At 44.8% G+C, this 20,546-nt stretch carries 13 protein-coding genes; 6 read left to right on the forward strand and 7 right to left on the reverse strand.

Annotation, left to right across the window (positions count from 1 at the left end; genetic code table 11):
- Positions 1-8 precede the first annotated feature (8 nt).
- A complete protein-coding gene (locus BACINT_RS06270) occupies positions 9-4,082 on the reverse strand; it encodes a hybrid sensor histidine kinase/response regulator transcription factor (protein ID WP_044154805.1) in 4,074 nt (1,357 codons plus the stop codon).
- A 198-nt stretch (positions 4,083-4,280) separates the two neighbouring features.
- Between BACINT_RS06270 and BACINT_RS06275 the strand changes: the two genes are divergently transcribed.
- Positions 4,281-5,366 carry a phosphotransferase enzyme family protein gene (locus BACINT_RS06275; RefSeq protein ID WP_007661476.1) on the forward strand — a complete coding sequence of 362 codons (1,086 nt, stop codon included), beginning with the start codon at positions 4,281-4,283 and terminating at the stop codon, positions 5,364-5,366.
- A 201-nt stretch (positions 5,367-5,567) separates the two neighbouring features.
- Positions 5,568-6,218, forward strand: coding sequence for a carbohydrate-binding family 9-like protein (locus BACINT_RS06280; RefSeq protein ID WP_394330155.1), 651 nt, complete (start codon positions 5,568-5,570; stop codon positions 6,216-6,218).
- Here BACINT_RS06280 and BACINT_RS06285 read toward each other — a convergent pair whose 3' ends face one another.
- From BACINT_RS06285 to BACINT_RS06305, 5 genes are all read right to left on the reverse strand, one after another.
- Entirely contained in the window at positions 6,219-7,070 is an 852-nt protein-coding gene (locus tag BACINT_RS06285) for a DNA/RNA non-specific endonuclease (RefSeq protein WP_007661485.1), read from the reverse strand. It abuts the gene before it with no gap.
- 82 nt (positions 7,071-7,152) lie between these two features.
- A complete protein-coding gene (gene lpxA, locus BACINT_RS06290) occupies positions 7,153-7,920 on the reverse strand; it encodes an acyl-ACP--UDP-N-acetylglucosamine O-acyltransferase (RefSeq protein WP_007661487.1) in 768 nt (255 codons plus the stop codon).
- Positions 7,921-7,939: 19 nt separating this feature from the next.
- Positions 7,940-9,328 (reverse strand): TolC family protein, encoded by a 1,389-nt coding sequence (locus tag BACINT_RS06295; protein WP_007661489.1) that lies wholly within the window; start codon positions 9,326-9,328, stop codon positions 7,940-7,942.
- A 57-nt stretch (positions 9,329-9,385) separates the two neighbouring features.
- Positions 9,386-12,598, reverse strand: coding sequence for an efflux RND transporter permease subunit (locus tag BACINT_RS06300; protein WP_007661491.1), 3,213 nt, complete (start codon positions 12,596-12,598; stop codon positions 9,386-9,388).
- 51 nt (positions 12,599-12,649) lie between these two features.
- A complete protein-coding gene (locus BACINT_RS06305; protein ID WP_007661493.1) occupies positions 12,650-13,822 on the reverse strand; it encodes an efflux RND transporter periplasmic adaptor subunit in 1,173 nt (390 codons plus the stop codon).
- A 578-nt stretch (positions 13,823-14,400) separates the two neighbouring features.
- On the opposite strand from BACINT_RS06305, the gene BACINT_RS06310 reads away from it, so the two are divergent.
- Positions 14,401-16,323: an Ig-like domain-containing domain gene (locus BACINT_RS06310; protein WP_007661497.1), complete on the forward strand. Its 1,923-nt coding sequence runs from the start codon at positions 14,401-14,403 to the stop codon at positions 16,321-16,323.
- Positions 16,268-17,146: a DUF3108 domain-containing protein gene (locus BACINT_RS06315; protein ID WP_007661499.1), complete on the forward strand. Its 879-nt coding sequence runs from the start codon at positions 16,268-16,270 to the stop codon at positions 17,144-17,146. The genes BACINT_RS06310 and BACINT_RS06315 overlap by 56 nt, the downstream gene beginning before the upstream one ends.
- A gap of 21 nt (positions 17,147-17,167) precedes the next feature.
- On the opposite strand, the gene BACINT_RS06320 is transcribed toward BACINT_RS06315, so the two are convergent.
- Complete coding sequence (locus tag BACINT_RS06320) at positions 17,168-17,572, reverse strand: PaaI family thioesterase (RefSeq protein ID WP_007661501.1); 405 nt, start codon at positions 17,570-17,572, stop codon at positions 17,168-17,170.
- A gap of 155 nt (positions 17,573-17,727) precedes the next feature.
- Here BACINT_RS06320 and BACINT_RS06325 point away from each other — a divergent pair, with 155 nt between their 5' ends.
- Together BACINT_RS06325 and BACINT_RS06330 are read left to right on the forward strand one after the other, a co-directional pair.
- Positions 17,728-18,927 (forward strand): glycoside hydrolase family 88 protein, encoded by a 1,200-nt coding sequence (locus BACINT_RS06325; RefSeq protein ID WP_007661503.1) that lies wholly within the window; start codon positions 17,728-17,730, stop codon positions 18,925-18,927.
- Positions 18,924-20,471 carry a sulfatase family protein gene (locus BACINT_RS06330; RefSeq protein WP_007661504.1) on the forward strand — a complete coding sequence of 516 codons (1,548 nt, stop codon included), beginning with the start codon at positions 18,924-18,926 and terminating at the stop codon, positions 20,469-20,471. Before BACINT_RS06325 ends, BACINT_RS06330 begins: the two co-directional genes overlap by 4 nt.
- Positions 20,472-20,546 lie beyond the last annotated feature (75 nt).

Raw genomic sequence — 20,546 nt, forward strand, 5'->3', positions numbered from 1 at the left:
ACGGCTTATTAACCTTCTTCGTCTTCTTCATCCTTGCTTCCTGTATCCGCATCCTCTCCTTTGCGATAAGCCAGCGGACTTACATGGTATACATCCTTGAAACACTTTGAGAAGTAGCGGGAAGAGCTGAATCCGATCTTGTCTGAGATTTCGGTAATATTCAGTTCCGGATTGTTCCGCAACATCAAGGCACCTTTCTTCAGGCGAATGGTCAGGATGAAATCATTCGGTGTTTGTCCGGTGATGGCCTTCAGCTTGGTGAACAGGTTGGTACGAGCCATTGCCATTTCACGGGCGAAGATATTGACATTGAATTCCGTATTATCCAGATTCTTCTCGATGATGCTGATGGCACGATCCAGAATTTCCTTATCTATCGGGTTCGTTGCCAGCATCTGGGCATAGGCTTGCGGTTGCTTGCTGAACTTCTCTTGTAGAAGGATGCGTGAGTTTACCAGGTTGTTGCAACGGGAAATCAGCAAGTTCGTATTGAAAGGCTTGGTGATGTAATCATCTGCACCAATACGCAGGCCCTCGATGTTTTGTTCTACGGCGGTTCGGGCTGTAAGCAGCACTACCGGAATGTGGCAGGTATTGAAGTCGTTCTTAACCTGTTTACATAGCTCAGTACCAGACATCTTAGGCATAACCACGTCGCTTACTACGATGTTCGGCATTTCCTTCTGTACCAGTTCCAGGCCTTCTTCCCCGTCTGCGGCAGTCAGTACCTGATAGAATGGGCGGAAGATATTCTCCAGCATTTCACGGATGGAGGCATTGTCTTCTACGATAACCATTTTAACGTCAGGCATGCGTTTTATCGGAGCATTCTCTTCCAACTCAGCTTTGAGTGAAGCATCAATTTCAGAAGTTTGTGCCTGTTCTATTTGTTGTACGGCTTCGGTCTTCTTACTGATTTCTTCCTGACTGAAATGAGCGTTTCCAAGATGGAGACGAATGATGAAGCTGCTGCCTTTGCCGAGTTCACTCTCTACCTTGATAGTGCCGTGGTGCAGTTCGATGATACCTTTCGTGAGGGCCAGTCCGATACCGGTACCAACGCCGGTGGCAAGGCTATCCATTTGTTCGGTCTGATAGAAACGGTCGAATATCTTATCTATCTCTTTGGCGTCGATACCGCTGCCGGTATCAGTCACACGGATGACGGCTTCGTTACCTTCGGTGGTAATACTGAGGGTAATGGTATCCTCTGCCTGAGTGTGCTTGATGGCATTGGACAGGAGGTTGTTAATAACCTTCTGCATCTGTTTCTGGTCGTACCATACTTCAAGGCTTTCGCTGTCTTTCTCGAAGTTGAAACTGATCTGCTTGCTGCTGGCATACTCCATAAAAATCAGATAGTTCTCATAGAGGAAATGTACGATGTTGTGCGGACTGACTTTTACTTTCATATGTCCTTGTTCCTGCTTGCGGAAGTCAAGAAGTTCGGTGATCAGTTCGCGCAACTGGATACTATTCTGGTAGATACTCAATATCTTATTATAGATAGTGGGTGTGAAGTTCTGCAGTTGCATCAGGGTTTCCACCTGCGACACGATAAGGGTAAGCGGGGTGCGGAATTCGTGTGAGATGTTGGTGAAGAAGCGTAACTTGGACTGGTTCAAGGCTTCTACATCTTGTATGTGCTTTTGCTCATATTTCAACGATTCACGTAGTTTGATTCTCGATTTGTACGTTCTTACAAGATACCATAAAAGGATGGCAGTCACTATCAGATAAATAAGATAGGCAAGTGGGGTTTTGTAGTAAGGAGGCAATACGTGAATAGTCAGATGCACCTGCGGGCAAAGGGATTCTTCTTTCCCTTTGGGCTTAATCAGCAGGTTGTACGTTCCGGCATTCAGGTTCGTATAAGTGATGATGGGCTGGCCACGCGTACTGTTCCAGTCGTCGGAGAAGCCTTCCAGTTTGTAAATAATTTCATCTTTATTGGCTGCCACGTAGTTGGAAGTGGCAAATTCAATGCTGAACATGGTCTGGTTTGCGTCCAGGGTGATCTCTTGGGTATGGCATAAAGATTGCGTCAAAATGCCTGTTTCATCGCTGACTTTTACTTCGGAACCGTTTACGATGAGGCGGGAAAGGATGATTTTGTAGGGCTTCGGAGTAAAGTTAAGTTCCAGCTCATTGAACGAAAGCATACCTTGTGTGCCGCCGAGGAATACTTCGCCATCTCGCGTTACACATAGTGCATTCTCATTGACTGCTGTCAACGGGAAGCCGTTTTCTGCACTATAGTTCTGGAACTTCTCTGTTTTCTGGTCGAAAATGGAGAACCCCTGATTAGTGATAAGTATCAGTTTGCCGCTGACCGGGGATTCCTGCGTATCGTAGATACAATCGCTGACGAGTCCGTTCTTATCTTTGTCAAAGTTCTCGAAGTCATTGCTGGCAGGGCGATACAGGTCGAGTCCGCTTCCTGAAGTGGAAAACCAGAGATTACCCTTATTATCTTGCATGATGTTGTTCACATTGTTGTTGCTGAGGCTGTGCGGTTGTGCCACGTCGTGCCGGTAATTGGTCAGCTTGTTGGTATCGAAACGGTAGGAGAAGATACCTTCGCCCGTGGCGGCAATCCAGAGTGTGCCATTGTTATCTACTTCTACATCGGCCACCATTGTTATTTTGCGCCCTTCTTTGGTGTCTTTGAAGAGTTGCCGGCATTTTCCGCTTTGGGGATCAAACAAACATACGCCATTCTGGGTGGCGACAATTAACTGGTCATGATAAGGTGCTATGTCACGAACAATGTTTGATGGAAGCGTTTCCGGATTGCCTTCTTCCATGAGATAGTGGGTGAATGCTCCTGTACGGATATCGAGCTTGTTCAGTCCACCGAGATGAGTACCTATCCAGATGATTTCTTTGGCAGGATCATAATAGAGGGCTTTTACATTGCTGTGGGAGATACTATTATATCCCTTTCCGGCAAGATACCATTTGAACTCACGTGTGCGGCGGTTATAGAAATTGAGTCCGCCACCTTCTGTACCGATCCATAGGTTGCCGTTCTTATCTTCAATGGTACGCCCTACTACAGGACTACTCAGACCTTCTTTCTCGTTTCTGGAGGCTTTATACCGGGTGTAGATTTCATATTCAGGATTGAAGTAATTGACACCACCAAAGTAAGTGCCCAGCCACAGTGTCCCCTGATTATCCTTTACGATGCACCAGATAGAGGAGTGGGTAAGACCTTCATTCTGCATATCGTTGGAAGTGTGGTTCTGGAAAAGTCCTGTTGTCTTGTTATAGCGGTTCAGGCCGTTGAAGGTTCCTATCCAGATATTGCCAAGATTATCTTCGCAACAAGCTCTTACGAAATCAGAAGATATACTGTGCGGATTCTTCGGGTCGTTTCGCAAATTCTCAATAGTTCCGTCTGTTTTTATCCGGAAGAGTCCTTTTTCCCAACTGCCTATCCATAATTCGCCTGAATTGTCCTGGTAGATGCTGGTAATGTTTCCTTTTTCAATGGGATGGGTGACTTGATGTCCGTCTATTTTCAGGTTGAAGACTCCTTCGCTGGTGGTTCCTATCCACATGTGTCCTTTATCCTCGAACATGCAGGAGATCTCGATGTTTTCTCCCGCCATCTGGTAGTAGAGGTCGAAGTTGTCGGTCTGTTCATTGTAGCGGTAGATCTCATTCTTTTTTCCGATGAACAGGCCGTTTTTATAATAGATGCTGTTAATGTTACCTTGAAGGAGAGTCGTAAAGCGTTGTGTTGTCAGATCGAACTGGGCAACGCCTTCGGTACAGAGCAGATAGATTTTACCGTTTTGATCGCCTGCCATGCGCAACACGGTATTGCAGAAAAGGCTGTAAGGGTCGTTTTTGCTCAGTTTATAGGTTTGTATATCATTACCGTTGTAGCGGTTCAAACCTTCACGTGTACCAATCCACAAGATACCGTTCTCGTCAATGTACAGGCTGTTGACGCTAAACTGAGATAAACCGTCATCGGTTGTCAGATGATTGAAAGTAATATTCTGGCTGTGTAGGTTTGCTGTAGCTATGCTTACTAAGACAAGAAACAGCGTTCTGATAAACTTTTGCACTTCTCCTCCGGTATTTTTAAGGTTTCAAACACAAATATAAGGCGTTTTGCTTAAAAGAAAGAAGTTTATTGCCTGATTTCTATGGTTATGTCTGTCTAAATGTATAATTTTGGGCGTTTGTCGGACGAATTTGGACTTTTTCATTGATGAGGAAGACGTATATTTGCATACTAATTTTAAATCTATATATAGAATATCATGAACAACCTTCAATCCATTGTATCCCATTTTAATACGAAGGGTACAGTTAATGAAATCCAGCCTTTAGGCAGCGGGCTGATTAACGACACGTATAAAGTGACTACTCTTGAAGCAGATGCCCCCGACTATGTATTGCAACGTGTGAACCATGCTATTTTCCAGAATGTGGAGATGTTGCAGGCGAACATTGAAGCCGTAACCCGGCATATCCGCAAAAAACTTGTGGAACAAGGTGCGGATGATATAGATCGTAAAGTGCTCTCTTTTATTCCTGCCGATACCGGAAAAACGTATTGGTACGATGGTGAAAACTATTGGCGTATCATGACATTCATTCCTAATGCAAAGACTTATGAGACGGTGGATGCAGAATATTCTTATTATGCCGGTGTAGCTTTTGGTAATTTCCAGGCAATGCTTGCGGATATTCCTGATGAGCTGGGAGAGACTATTCCTGATTTTCACAATATGGAGTTCCGTCTGAAACAACTTCGTGATGCGGTGGCTGCGGATGCGGTTGGCCGGGTGAAAGAAGTGCAGTACTATCTGGATGAGATAGAAAAACGTGCTGAGGAGATGTGCAAAGGTGAACGCTTGTATCGCGAAGGCAAATTGCCAAAACGTGTATGTCATTGCGATACGAAGGTGAATAATATGATGTTTGATGAAGAGGGCAAGGTGCTTTGCGTCATTGATCTTGATACGGTGATGCCTAACTTTATCTTCTCTGATTTCGGCGATTTCCTTCGTTCTGCAGCCAATACAGGTGCCGAGGATGATGAGAATCTGGATAATGTGAATTTCAATATGGAGATATTCAAGGCGTTTGCAAAAGGCTACCTGGAATCTGCGAAAGTCTTCCTGCTTCCGATAGAGGTTGAGAACCTACCGTATGCAGCTGCATTATTCCCCTATATGCAATGCGTTCGTTTCCTAGCGGATTATATTAATGGTGACACTTATTATAAGACTAAATATCCTGAGCATAATCTTGTACGTACAAAAGCGCAGTTCAAACTGTTGCAGAGTGTGGAAGAACATACACCGGAAATGCAGGAGTTTATAAAGTCGTCATTGGTATAATAGTTATAAGCTACAAGCTACAGGCTACGAGTGCCTTTCGGTGCATAGCGTAGCCACTTGTAGCCTGTAGCTTGTAGTTCGTAACTTTATTAAAATATGAACAAAAGAACCCCTGTATGCTTGGTGTTGAAATCTGCAGTCTTGCTAGTAACTCTGCTTTGTGTTTTCCCCTTGTTTGCAACTAACCCCCAAAAGAAAGAAATGAAAGAGTTGAATGTAAAAAAAGTAAGTCTGGCTAATGTAGCAGTAGAGAATATTCCTGCTTTGTTGGATAAAGAAAAGGTGGCTTTTCAGTCGATCAATACGGTGAATTGGAAAGCATTCCCTTATCAGCCGGAGGTGCAGTTCCGTATAGCTCATACGGATGATGCGATTTTGGTTCATTACAAAGTAAAAGAAGCCAGTGTGCGTGCTGTAGCTGCCGGAGATAACGGTGCAGTATGGGAAGATGCTTGTGTAGAGTTCTTTTCTATCCCTGCAGGAGATGGAATTTATTATAACGTAGAATGTAACTGTGCCGGAACTCTCCTGATTGGTGCCGGTGCCGGGCGCGAAAACCGTGAACATGCCCCGCAAGAAGTGATGGACAAAGTGCAACGCTGGTCTTCTTTGGGACGCCAGTCTTTTGAGGAACGGGTGGGAGAGTGTAACTGGGAACTGGCATTGGTTATTCCATATTCTGCTTTTTTCAAGCATCAGATCACCAGTCTTGACGGAAAGACGGTTCGTGCCAATTTCTACAAATGCGGTGATAAACTACAAACGCCTCACTTCCTTTCTTGGAATCCTATTGCTCTGGAAAAGCCTAATTTTCACTGTCCCGAATTCTTCGGCACATTGAACTTTGAGTAATTATTTCCAGTCTTTCAAATTATAACTTGCTTCTACCGTCCTTTCTATATCATCGGGAAGGGCGGGGAAGAAGTCTATCCCTGTGATCCGCTCCACTTCGTCCACAGTGTTTACATAAGAGTCCAGCGGATTGTTCCCTTCATTATTTTTATAAATAAAGCCGATAGCTTTCGGTTTCTTGTGTAGAGCAAGTATCACCTTAAAGAAAGCATCCGGTACGGCAACTTTATGCTCGCCTATGGTCTGTGGCTTCCGGTCATAGAAGATAGGACCGGCTACAATGTAAAGGCAACTGTCTTTTTTCACCCACTTGCGGCATTTCTGTTCCAGCTCGTTCCAGTCGCCCCGGTTTAGATTGTGGTGTTGGGGGCAGATGTTAGTCATGTAGAAGCTCTCTATCATGGCTTCACGGTCCCATTTGTTATCACCTGCCGGACAAAGATGCCCACGATCCCAGCCACTACCTTTATAGTCTTGTGTGGTGACTGCTTTGCTCTTGGGCAGATCAGGGTCGGGACGGAAGTTATTGATTCGCTCGGTATTTTCTTTTAAACGTTCGGGAGTCAGTTTCCAAGCTACCCAGTTTGCTATACGCGTGTTGGAGTTATAGGATACGAGGTATCCGGTGCGCTGCAGAAGTATTTCGGGAGTACTTGGGGCAGTTGTTTGCTTGATGTATATATCGGAATTTTTGGGAGTACTCTGAACGATGATTTCTGTCTGCTCAGGGCCGGCAGTCTTTTCTTTAGAGTTCGTTGTCTGATAAGCGGTAACGATGCCGCATATGATCAGGACAATCAGGAACACCAGTTGTTTCTTGCTATTCGTTTGTTTCTTCTTCTTTTTTCTCATAATTGAACGGGTAAGGTGGTGCAAAGATAACAAAAAAGGCGGACGAGTAAACCCGACCGCCTTCCGAATAAGGAGTATTCTTTTATTTTACAATGCCTTTAGACTCGCGTACGAAGTTAAGGATATTGTGTATTTCGTCACTCATCGGCACTTGGTCTTCAATCTTTTGCAAAGCATCCTGTATGCTGAAGTTACCTTGGTAAATCAGACGGTAAGCATTTACGATATGACGTAGAATACGGTCTGTTACCTGATGCTTGTGCTGTAGCACAACAGCATTAATGCCATGATAACCGGCCGGATTACCATTCATGATCACATAAGGAGGAACGTCTTTCGCAATGCGGCATCCTGACTGGATCAATACCCAGCTTCCGATGTGGCATTGTTGTTGTAAAATGACGTTACTACTCAGAATGGTAAAGTCATTGATACGACAATCACCGGCTACGATAGTCTTAAGTCCTAATACACAATGATTACCTATTTGCACGTCATGGCAAAGGTGTACACCGTCCATCAGAAAGTTCTCGTTCCCGATACGTGTAGCATCTCCTTCATGTGTAGCGCGGCTCACAACTACATTTTCGCGAATGTCGTTCTGGTCACCGATAATTAGCAGACTTTTCTCACCCGTATAGTGGAAATCCTGTGGGGTGGTACCGAGTACGGCGCCATGATGCACTTTATTCTTTTGCCCCATACGCGTACCGTTGAGGATACGTGCACCGGACATGATAATACAGTCATCTCCAATTTCTACATCGCCTTCGATATATGCAAAAGGCTGGACCGTTACATTCTTGCCGAGCTTTGCGGCAGGATCTACAAATGCTAATGGACTTATCATAGTAATTAGTTTTTAGTTATTACTTTCTGCCTCCTCCGAGCGCCTGATACAGACTGATAACGGCTTGCATGCGATCGAAAGTGTCGGATACCTCGGAGATTTGTGCACTGAGGTAAGATTGCTCAGCAGACAGAACTTCCAGATACGTTGACGTGCCTAAGTTAAACAATTCTTTTGTATCTTCCGCAGCTTTACGGGCAGAATTTACTTGAATCTCGCGAGAAATGGCTTTTTCGGAGGTCATTTGGTATTGATACAAAGCATTGCTCACTTCATTTCCAGCTTTCAGCAAAGTGGTCTGGAACTGGATTTTGGATTGTTCTTCTTGTGCTTTGGCCTGTTTCAGACGGGCGATATTAGCACCGCGATAGAACAACGGTTGTGTCAACGATCCTATAGCTGAAGCCAATAATTTGCCCGGATTCACAATTGCAGATCCTGCACTGTTAGTCCATCCTGCCGAACCACTCAATGTAATTTGCGGATAGAAAGCTGCACGTGCGCTGTTAGTATTGTAATAACTTGCAGCAAGAGACATCTCGGCAGCTTTTACATCGGGACGGTTAGACAATAGTTGCAAAGGAATACCGGCTGAGAATTCTGTCGGTAATTGCTGGCTTTCCAACACCCCACGTTCTATTTCCTGTGCCGGTTGATTCAGCATCAGGCAAAGAGCATTTTCTGTTTCGCGGATACTTTGACGCATGCTGGGCAGAGATGCCAATACTTGTGCGTAAGCTGCACGGGTTTGTTCTACTCCGGCAGAAGTCGTATTATATATACCCGCATCCTTCATCGCTTCTACGGTTTCCACATTCTTTTTCAAGATATCGGCTGTGGATTCTGTAATTTGCAACTGGCGGTCGAGCATCAACAATGTGTAGTACATATTGGCTACATTGGCGATCACCTGAGTTTGAACAGCTTGTTCATAGAACTGTGTCTGTTTCAGAGATACTTGTGCACCACGTTTCGGGTTCAGTATCTGGCCGAACAGGTCAATCTGCCAGCTTGCTGTAACAGGAAGTGAATAGGTCTGTGTAGCTTTTCCCTTATCCCAACTGCTGACAGTTCCCTGCGGAGACAATGCCAGCGTGGGAGCATAAGCCAGACGTGCGGACATAAGGGCAGCTTCTGCTTTCTTCACATTCAAAGCGGCACTGCGCAGATCGGGGTTATTAGCAAGTGCTTGTTCGATGAGCGCTTGCAACTGAGGGTCAGTGAATACTTCCCTCCAAGGCAGATTACCGAAGTTTGCTGTATCCGCAACTAGTGTATCGTTCACAGATGTTGTATCACGATACAGTCCGGCAGCCGTAATATCTTCGGGTCTGTCGTATGATTTGTAGATGTGGCAGCTGCTCAGAAGAGCAGTTGCACACATCAAAGTTATAATCTGTTTCTTCATAATCTTTCTATATTAATGAAGAATGATGAACGAAGTTCTCCATTCTTCATTCTTAATTTACTTCGTGTATTGCTCAATTTCAGGTTCTGCGTCAGAGTTATCCACATCTGTCCATTCCATCGGTTTAATCTTCTCCTGCAGGTATTGGAATGCAACGAACAGGGCTGGTACGATAAAGATCTGAAGGATCATACCAATTAACATACCACCGATGGCAGAAGTACCCAGCGTACGGTTACCATTAGCACCTGCGCCGGATGCCAGCATCAACGGAATCAAACCGACAATCATAGCCAATGATGTCATCAGGATAGGACGTAGACGGGCTGCGGCACCCAGTACGGCTGCCCACGTTATACTCATACCCATCTTACGACGGTCGAGAGCAAACTCAATAATCAAGATGGCATTCTTCGCCAACAGACCCATCAACATGATCAATGCAATCTGCATATAAATGTCATTGGACATGGATCCCATTATCATCTTTAGAATGGAGATATTACCGATGGCACTCATACCGTTGACGAACAGGAAGCTACCTAACAGACCGAACGGAATAGACAACAGTACGGCAAGCGGCAGGATGTAACTTTCATACTGTGCACTCAGCAACAGGTAAACGAATACGAAGCAGAGAACGAAGATCAATCCCGTGGTGCTTCCGCTGGTTTCAGCCTCTTCACGTGCCATACCTCCCAATTCGTAAGCGAAACCGGCAGGCAGGTTCTCTTTGGCAACCTCAGCGATAGCGGCCAGTGCCTGACCGGAAGTATATCCGGAAGCAGGAGCAACCATTACTTTCATAGAGGTATACAGGTTGAAACGGCTGATGATATCAGGTCCGTATACCTTCTTGATGGAAACGAACTGAGTAATCGGAGCCATCTCATTGCCGTTACGAACCTTGATGCTGGACAATGATTCCAGATTCTTGGTTGCTTCGGGATCTGCCTGAACCATTACGCGGTACATCTTACCGAAACTGTTGAAGTTAGAAGCGTACAGACCGCCGAAGTATCCCTGCATAGTGCTGAGGATGTCGCTTGGGCTGATACCCGCTTTCTTACAGGCAGCAGCGTCAATATCCAACATATATTGCGGGAAGTTCGGGTTGAAGCTCGTCTTTGCGGAGTTGATTTCCGGACGTGCTTCCAATGCGGCATTGTAATCTTTTACTACGTCGAAGAAGTGGTTCAGGTCACCACCGGTCTTATCCTGCATGTTCAACTCGATATCGCTGGATGCGGAGTAACCTGGGATCATAGGAGGAGCAAAGAACAGTACCTGTGCTTCTTTGATAATCTTTTGTGCACGCATAAAGAGCGTGATGTAAACAATGTTAGAGTTCTGCATTGTGGAACGTTCTTCCCAGTTCTTCAGCTTGATGATGATAGAACCGTAAGAAGGCCCTTGTCCGCCGATGAAGCTATAACCGGAGATTACCGTGCGGGATGCAACGGCAGGTTCGGCTGCTACCAGGCTGTCCACACGGTACAACACTTCTTGTGCGCGTTCCTGTGAAGTACCCGGAGGCAGTGTTACTACACCCATGATGGTACCCGTATCTTCATTAGGCACCATGCCCGTCGGGGTAATTTTCATAAAGAAAATCAGCAATACGATAGAACCTGCTACAAGACCGAAACTCAACCATCTCTTCTGGATAAAGAACAATACATTATTCTTGTATTTTTTCAACATCTTGTCGTAAGCCACATTGAAGCCTGTGTGGAAGCGGCTGATAAATGTCGATTTCTTTTCACCATGTTCATCATGCGGTTTCAGGAAGATAGCACACAATGCCGGACTCAATGTCAATGCGTTCAATGCGGAGAAACCGATGGCGATAGCCATCGTCAGACCGAACTGTCGGTAGAATGTACCTGCCGTACCACCCATGAAACTTACAGGGATAAATACAGACATCATGACTAACGTAATAGAAACGATGGCACCACCCAATTCACTCATGGCGTCGATGGAAGCGGTACGGGCAGATTTATACCCTTGGTCTAACTTCGCATGGACACCCTCGACGACGACTATCGCATCGTCGACGACTATCGCGATGGCGAGCACCATGGCCGAAAGGGTCAGCAAGTTGATACTAAAGCCAATCAGCTTCAGTACGAAGAATGTCGCAATCAATGCTACCGGAATAGCAATAGCGGGGATCAATGTGGAACGGAAATCTTGTAAGAAGATGTATACCACGATGAACACAAGAATAAAGGCCTCGATTAAAGTCTTGATAACCTCATGGATAGAGGCGAACAAGAAGTCGTTGGCACTCTGTGCGATATTGATTTGTAAACCTGAAGGCAGTTTTTCGGAGTAGTCATTCAATAATGCTTCCAAGTCACTGATGGTTTGTGTTGCATTACTTCCTGCCATCTGGAACACGATACAACTGACGGCCTTATGACCGTTTACGGTATTATTGAAGCTATAGGTCAGACGTCCCAGTTCGATTTCTGCAATATCTTTCAAGCGAAGTACTTCTCCGTTTTCCATCGCTTTGATAACGATGTTCTCAAATTCTTCCGGTTGCTGCAGACGTCCTTTATAACGTATTGTATATTGGAATGTCTGATTACCACGTTCACCGAACTGTCCGGGGGCAGCCTCGATATTCTGCTCAGCCAAAACTGCTGCTACGTCATTGGGAATCAGCTTATACTGAGCCATTACGTCGGGCTTCAGCCAGATACGCATGGAGTAGTCAGTACCCAACACCATTGCGTCACCTACACCGGCAACACGTTTTACTTCAGGGATAAGGTTGATGTTGGCATAGTTTTCCAGGAACTCGATGTTGTATTGGTCCGTCTCATCATAAATAGAGAATACCATCAACATGGAAGTCTGTCTCTTTTGTGTTGTTACACCTACCTTAGTTACTTCGGCAGGTAGCAGACCTTGCGCCATGGATACACGGTTCTGTACGTTTACGGCAGCCATATCCGGGTCAGTTCCCTGCTTGAAGTAAACGGAAATATCGGCAGAGCCACTGTTGGTGGCATTGGAAGTCATGTACATCATGTTTTCCACACCGTTGATCTGGTCTTCCAGCGGTGCAATAACGGAGTTCAACACCGTTTGGGCATTGGCACCCGTGTAGGTGGCGCGCACTGATACGGTTGGCGGTGCAATGTCCGGGTATTGGGTGATAGGCAGGGTTGCCAGACCAATAAGACCCAGGATCACTATCAGCACGGAGATTACCGTAGATAGTACCGGACGATTAATAAATCTATCTAATTTCATGTCTCTTTTATTTTAGTTGGCAAGTTGACTCGGTTTCAGAAACGTCAACTCTTAATTAAACGCAGTTTGGATATTACCTTCTTTCTGGTCTTTCAGTGCTTTCTGATATTCAGCTTCTTTTTCAGCAGGAGTGATAGGAGTGATAGATGCCCCGTCTCTCAGGTTTTGCACACCTTCCATTACTACTTTATCACCGGCTTTCAAACCTTCGGTTACGTAGTAGTACTTACCATCATTCAGCTTGAACACCTGGATTTCCGTGTTCTTCAGAGTGTTGTCGGGCTGCACTACGAATACGAACTTCTTGTCCTGTATTTCTGTAGTAGCTGATTGAGGTATCATAATAACATTTGTCATCGGGTTGGGGAATACCACATTACCGGTACTTCCGCTACGCAACACATTGTGTTTGTTGGGGAAGAGGGCACGCATAGTTACCGAACCGGTAGTCTGATCGATAACGCCGCTGATGGTTTCTACACGTCCGCTGTCGGCATACATGGTTCCATCGATAAGCTGTAGCTGTACATCGGGCATTCTTTCCAGAATTTCCTTGATACTACCACCTTCACGGATTTGCGACAGCAATTGTCTTTCGGTCATGGAGAAGTAGGCGTACATCTCAGAGATATCGGCTACGGTAGTCAGTGGGCTGGCAACGGAAGGGCTGACCAAACTACCTACACGGTAGGGGATACTACCCACTACGCCATCGCTGGGGCTGGTTACACTGGTATACGACAGATTGTTCTTGGCGTTTACTAATTGTGCTTCAGCTTGTGCCAATTGTGCTTTTGTTTGTGCCAGTTGATTCTCTGCCATCTGCAAATCGTAGTTGCTGATGATGTTCTTTTTGTTCAGCTCACGCTTGTTGTTTACGGTAAGTTCTTGCGTGTTTACGGCTGCTTTGGCTGTTTCAACAGCAGCTTTGGCTGAGTTTACGGCTGCTTGATACTGTACAGGGTCAATGCTGAACAACACTTGCCCTTTACGTACTACTGCACCTTCGTCTACATGTAACTTGGTGATGAAACCGCTTACCATGGGGCGGATTTCTACATCTTGTTTACCTCTGATCGTAGCTGGATAGCTGTTCGTCAAGTTGGCAGTGGTTGTTTCCACTGTGATCACTGCAAATTCGGGTGCTTTACCCGCAGTTTTGTCACTTTGTCCGCAACTGAACAGTGACAGGCAACATGCCAATAAAATCAATCTACTCTTCATACTTGTAATTATTCTCTGTCTTTTGGTTTATTTTTTTATCTTGGTAAAAAGGTTTTTTATGTTTTGTCATAGTTGGATAATACGGAGGGCAAAGGGGAAAACTAGAAGCACTCTTCGGGTTTTCCGGCTGCAAAATTATCTATTTTTGAACAGGTTGGTTCTATTACTGGCTATTTTTAACTATGTTTTATACATATATTATATAAAGGGGAGGGATGGAGCAGAGTTAAGAGTAGGACTGAAATAGGCTGAGTCCGTAGCTGAAGCAGGATGAATTTCGTACTGAGATAGTCATCAATGCCGATGATGCCCACCATCAATGCCATTGATGCCTATCATCAATGGCATTGATGATATACTCACTCCCGTAAAGAACATATCTCATTTATACCCTCATCCGGGCTTACTTAACGTATCAGCTCCAATGTGTCGATGCGACATCTTTTGCATCCTTTTCTGGCAAAAGCCTTATAATTTAATACCTTCTTGCTCTTTTTTGATTAAAATACTGTAAAGCATACTGCTTATTAAGGGATAACCTTTATTTTTGCAGCATGTTACGTAACAAATATTCAAATATGAAATCTCTTTTCAATCGTTTGGCAGGTGTTGCCATCGTTGCTGCCCTGCTTTATTCCTGCGCCAGCATCGGTCGTCCGGAGGGTGGTGCTATTGATGAAACTCCCCCCCGCTTCGTTGGTAGTACACCTTTGCCGGGTGCGCTCAATAATAGCCGGAAAAAAATAACGATTGAATTCGATGAATTCATCAAGCTTGATAAACCGGGTGAGAAGATTGTGATTTCTCCTCCACAGGTGCAGCAGCCGGAGATAAAATCCAATGGAAAGAAAATTGTGATTACTTTGAAGGATACTCTCAAGCCGAATACTACTTACTCGATAGACTTTTCGGATGCCGTTCAGGACAATAATGAAGGTAATCCGTTGCCTGATTTCGGATTTACTTTCTCTACCGGTTCTGTAATTGACTCAATGGCGGTATCCGGCACCGTACTGAATGCATTCAATCTGGAACCGGTGAAAGGTATGCTGGTAGGTATGCATTCCAATCTGGCGGATTCTGCCTTTACAACGTTACCTTTCGAACGTGTAGGTCGTACCGATAGCCGCGGACGTTTTACGATTCGAGGTGTCGCTCCGGGTGAATACCGTATCTATGGATTGCAGGATGCCGACCAGAACTTCTATTATAGTCAGCCCACCGAGGTGATTGCTTTCGAAGACTCCCTGATTATTCCTTCTATGGATCAGCGGATGCGTTTTGATACACTCTGGAAAGACTCTTTGACGATAGATACGATTATGGAGAAGATGTATACCCACTATTCTCCGGATGATGTTATATTGCGTTGCTTCAAGGAGCTTACTTTATCGCAACGTCTCATAAAGAGTGAGCGCCCTGAACCTCGGAAGTTCTCTTTTTATTTCTCGGCTCCGGCAGATAGCTTACCATTATTGAAGGGACTGAATTTCGATGAAACCGATGCTTTTATCGTGGAGAAGCCTACCGGCCGCATTGATACACTCCAATACTGGATAAGAGATTCTCTGATTTATAAGATGGATACTTTGAAGATGAGTCTTACGTATCTCTATACAGATACACTAAATCAGTTGGTTCCCCGTACGGATACACTGAAACTTGTGTCGAAACTTAGACCTAAATCGGAAAAGGAACTGGAGAAAGAACGCGAGAAGAAAGAGAAAGAGCTTGAAAAGGCCAAAAAGAAAGCTGAAAAGGAAGGCAAGGAGTATGTAGAGCCGACGGTATTCTTACCTGTCGATGTATATGCGCCGGGTACGATGGATATTTATGATTATATTTCCCTTACGTTCACTGAACCGCTGGCAAGTGTTGCTGATAGCACAGTTCATCTGAAACAGAAGATAGACAGCTTGTGGCGTGATGTTCCTTTCGACTTTATTCCGGACTCATTGAACCTAATGCGTTACAATGTATATGCGGATTGGGAACCCGGTGAAAGTTATACCTTTGAGGTGGATTCTACGGCTTTCCAAGGAATATACGGCCTTTTCACCGATAAGGTAAAGAAAGAATTCAAGGTGAAGAAGCCTGAAGAATATGGACAGATATTCTTTGATGTGAGCGGTGCGGACTCACTGGCATTTGTTGATTTGCTGGATGCACAGGACAAGGTAGTGCGTACGGTGCCAGTCGTCAATGGCAGGGCGGATTTTTACTTCCTGAATCCAGGTAAATATAGTGCACGCCTCATTAATGACAGGAATGGAAACGGTGTATGGGACACCGGAAAATATGAAGATAAACGGCAACCGGAAGAAGTGTATTATTACTATCAGGTGTTAGAATTGAAAGCTAATTTTGACTTGACACAGAGTTGGAATATACATGATAGGCCGCTGGATCAACAGAAACCGGGAGAACTCAAAAAACAAAAACCAGATGAAGACAAGAAAAAGAAAAATCAGAATAACCGCAACTCCGGCAATCGCCGGTAAACGCGGATGGGTATTCTGCCTATTGGGGGCTCTGTTACTTGCTATTGCTACACCTGCCAAAGCACAATGTACGGCAGAAAACACCGCATTCCAATCCGGTGAGCATGTGATGTATGATTTATATTTTAACTGGAAGTTTATCTGGAAGAAGGTAGGGCTGGCAAGTCTGACAACCTTCTCCACGACTTATCAGTCGAAACCTGCTTACCGTTTCAATCTGCTTTCGGTGGGTAGCAAAAAGACGGACTTCTTTTTTAAGATGCGTGATACGCTGACATGCTATGTCAGTGAGAAACTGGAACCGCTTTATTTCCGTAAGGCGGCCGAAGAGGGAGACCGCTATACAGTGGATGAGGCGTGGTTCTCTTATAAGGATGGTGTATCTAACGTGAAGCAGAGGCGTATCTGGCACAATCCGGTTCGCGATCCGCAAGAGATGGAATACAGTGACAGCCGTTGTATCTTCGATATGTTGAGTATCCTGGCACAGGCGCGTTCTTACGATCCGGCAGATTATAAAATAGGCGACCGAATTCAGTTCCCTATGGCTACTGGGCGCAAGGTAGAAGAACAAACATTGATTTATCGTGGAAAAGAGGAGGTGAAGGCCAATAATGATACGATTTACCGTTGCCTTGTATTCTCTTTTGTGGAATATAAGAAGGGAAAAGAGAAAGAGGTGATTACTTTCTTTATCTCAGATGATAAGAATCATCTTCCCATCCGTCTGGATATGTATCTTAACTTCGGTTCGGCAAAGGCATTCTTTAAGAGTGTACAGGGGAACCGCTATCCGATGACTTCGGCTGTAAGGAAGAAGTGAGATAGTTCGTAGCTCGTAACTCTATACGCTGAACGGTAGCGGATCGCCTTTTCGGAATACGCTGGACTCAAACGTAGCAATCAGTTTCCCATCTTGGTTGGTGATGTCTATCTGATAATATCCGGTAGTACGTCCGATGTAGCGTTCGCGTGCTTCGGCATACAACGTGTCGCCCGGACCACTGGCACGCAAAAAGGTGATATTGGAAGAAAGGGAGAACGCTAATGAACCATGCGAATTGGCTGCGGCAGCCAGTGCCAGGTCGGCAAGGGTAAAAATAGCGCCTCCTTGTGTACGATGTCCTGCATTGAGGTGATTTTCTGTGATAACAAGGCATGCTTTACTATATCCTTCGCGCACTTCCAGCAATTCTACACCGGTTTGTTCTGCAAAGAGATCTTTTTTGAAGAATTCTTGTGGAGTCATGTTTTTGATAGGTTTAAAAAGTTCAATCTGTATGATTTATGCGCAAATGTAACAATTTTACCCTTTTCCTGTATAATTTAGGAGGGTCTTTTCTGTAAACCTGCGCTACATTTGCTGACGAAAGAATACGAAACTTTAATAAACAAATCATTATTATGAAAACAATCCTCACGACATTGGGAGTATCTCTCCTTGTTCTGGCGGGTTGCACAGGTCAGAAGCAGGCCGAAAGCAACTTTATCCAAGAGAATATTGATAATGCGGTGGCACAGGAGACCATCCAGACCGACATTATTGAGAAATCAGGAAAAATTCTGAATCCAAGAACCATTAACAAAGACGGTAGCATTGTGTATGTACCCATTGATGACTGGTGTTCCGGTTTCTTTCCCGGTAATATTTGGTATACCTATGAACTGACAGGTGACAAGAAATGGTTGCCATTGGCCGAAAAGTATACTGAAGCATTAGACTCTGTACAATACCTGACCTGGCATCATGATGTAGGCTTTATGATTGGTAGCAGTTACTTGAACGGATACCGTTTTGCTAATAAAGAGGAATATAAGCCTGTAATAATCCAGACTGCAAAATCCCTTTCCACTCGTTTCCGTCCGGCAGCAGGAGTACTTCAATCCTGGGATGCAGATAAAGGTTGGCAGGCACAGCGTGGTTGGAAATGTCCGGTTATCATAGATAATATGATGAATCTGGAACTATTATTTGAAGCTTCCAAACTTTCAGGGGATTCTACTTACTATAACATTGCCGTGAAACATGCTGATACAACCATGAAGAATCACTTCCGTGACGATAATAGTTGCTACCATGTAGTGGATTATGATCCTGTAACCGGTGAGGTGCGTAAGAGACAAACTGCACAAGGCTATGCTGATGAGTCAGCTTGGGCGCGCGGACAAGCTTGGGCCATCTACGGATATACCATGTGTTACCGCTATACTCACGATCAGAAGTATCTGGATATGGCTGAGAAGATTTATAACTTTATCTTTAATAATCCGAACTTGCCGGAAGATCTTGTTCCTTATTGGGATTTCGATGCTCCGAATATTCCGAATGAACCGCGTGACGCTTCTGCGGCGGCTTGTACGGCATCTGCTTTGTATGAACTGAGTACATACATTCCCGGCAAGAACTATAAGGAAACCGCAGATAAAATTATGGAAAGCCTTGGTTCTCCGGCTTATCGTGCTGAAGTGGGTACTAATGGCAATTTCATCCTGATGCACTCTGTAGGTAGTATTCCTCATGGTGCTGAAATTGATGTTCCATTGAACTATGCAGACTATTATTTCCTGGAAGGAATCATGCGTAAAAGAGACTTGGAAAAATGATAATCAATCGGTTTAGTTTGTTTTTGGGAGGTTTGGGCCTGTTTGCCTTGCAAGGCTGCAAAACCCAGCAAGAAGAGCAGGCGCAACTTCCAAATGTTATTTATGTCTTCCCCGACCAGTACCGCAATCAGGCAATGGAGTTTTGGGGACAAGAAGGGTTCCGCGACAAGGTAAATTTCCGCAATGACCCGGTGCATACACCTAACCTGAATGGCTTTGCCCGTGAAGCGTTGGTGTTAAGTTCCGCCCAGAGTAACTGTCCGTTGAGTAGTCCTCACCGTGGTATGTTGCTGACGGGTATGTATCCCAATAAGAGTGGGATTCCTTTAAATTGTAATTCAAACCGTCCTATCAGTTCCTTGCGTACTGATGTGGATTGCATAAGCGATGTGTTCAATAAGTCTGGGTACGACTGTGCTTACTTTGGTAAGTTACATGCTGATTTTCCTACTCCAAACGATCCGCAACGTCCTGGTCATTACGTAGAAGACCGTATTCCGGCTTGGGATGCTTATACACCGAAAGAACGGCGCCATGGTTTCAATTACTGGTATTCTTATGGTACTTTCGATGAACATAAGAATCCCCGTTACTGGGATACGGATGGAAATCGTCACGATCCGAAAGAATGGTCACCGCTGCACGAGTCCAAGGTGGTAGTTTCTTATCTGAAGAACGAGGGGAATGTGCGCGATCCGAAGAAACCATTCTTTATAATGGTAGGTATGAATCCACCCCACAGTCCGTACCGTTCATTGGACGATTGCATGGAAGAAGATTTCAACCTGTACAAAGATCAACCTTTGGATAGTCTTCTGATCCGCCCCAATGCAGACAAGAAACGTGAGAAGGCAGAGAGCGTTCGCTATTACTTTGCTTCCGTTACCGGTGTAGACCGTGCCTTTGGTCAAATACTGGAAACGCTGAAAGAGCAGGGGCTGGATAAGAATACGATTGTAATCTTTGCTTCCGATCATGGTGAAACCATGTGTAGCCAGTTTACGGATGATCCGAAGAACTCTCCTTATTCCGAATCTATGAACATACCGTTCCTGGTACGTTATCCCGGTCATGTACAGCCGCGTGTAGATAATCTTCTGATGTCTGCACCGGATATCATGCCGACTATCCTGGGATTGTGCGGTTTGGGGGATTCTATTCCGGCCAATGTGCAAGGACGTAACTGGGCACCACTTTTCTTCGATGAAAAGGCCGAAATTGAACGCCCCGGTGGTGCTTTATATATCCAGAATTTGGATGGAGATAAAGATGCGGACGGTAAAGTACAAACTTACTTCCCTTCTTCAAGAGGATATAAGACAGCACGTTATACTTTGGCTTTCTATATCGATAAGAAAGATCGTAAGTTGCAGAAGAGCCTGCTGTTTGATGATGAAAAAGATCCTTACCAGATGAATAATCTTCCATTGGAAGAAAATAAAGAGATCGTTGCAGAGCTTTGCCGTGAAATGGGCAAGGAATTGAAAGCAATAGACGATCCCTGGTATAAGGAACGTATTCTTTCCGACATGATACCTTACTAAAACTCTCTTTTTTAAATGGAACTGCCTCCCTTGATTTTACAGAATCAGAGGGAGGCAGCTTTTTTATAGGACAGT

Source organism: Bacteroides intestinalis DSM 17393, from assembly GCF_000172175.1.
GTDB lineage: Bacteria > Bacteroidota > Bacteroidia > Bacteroidales > Bacteroidaceae > Bacteroides > Bacteroides intestinalis.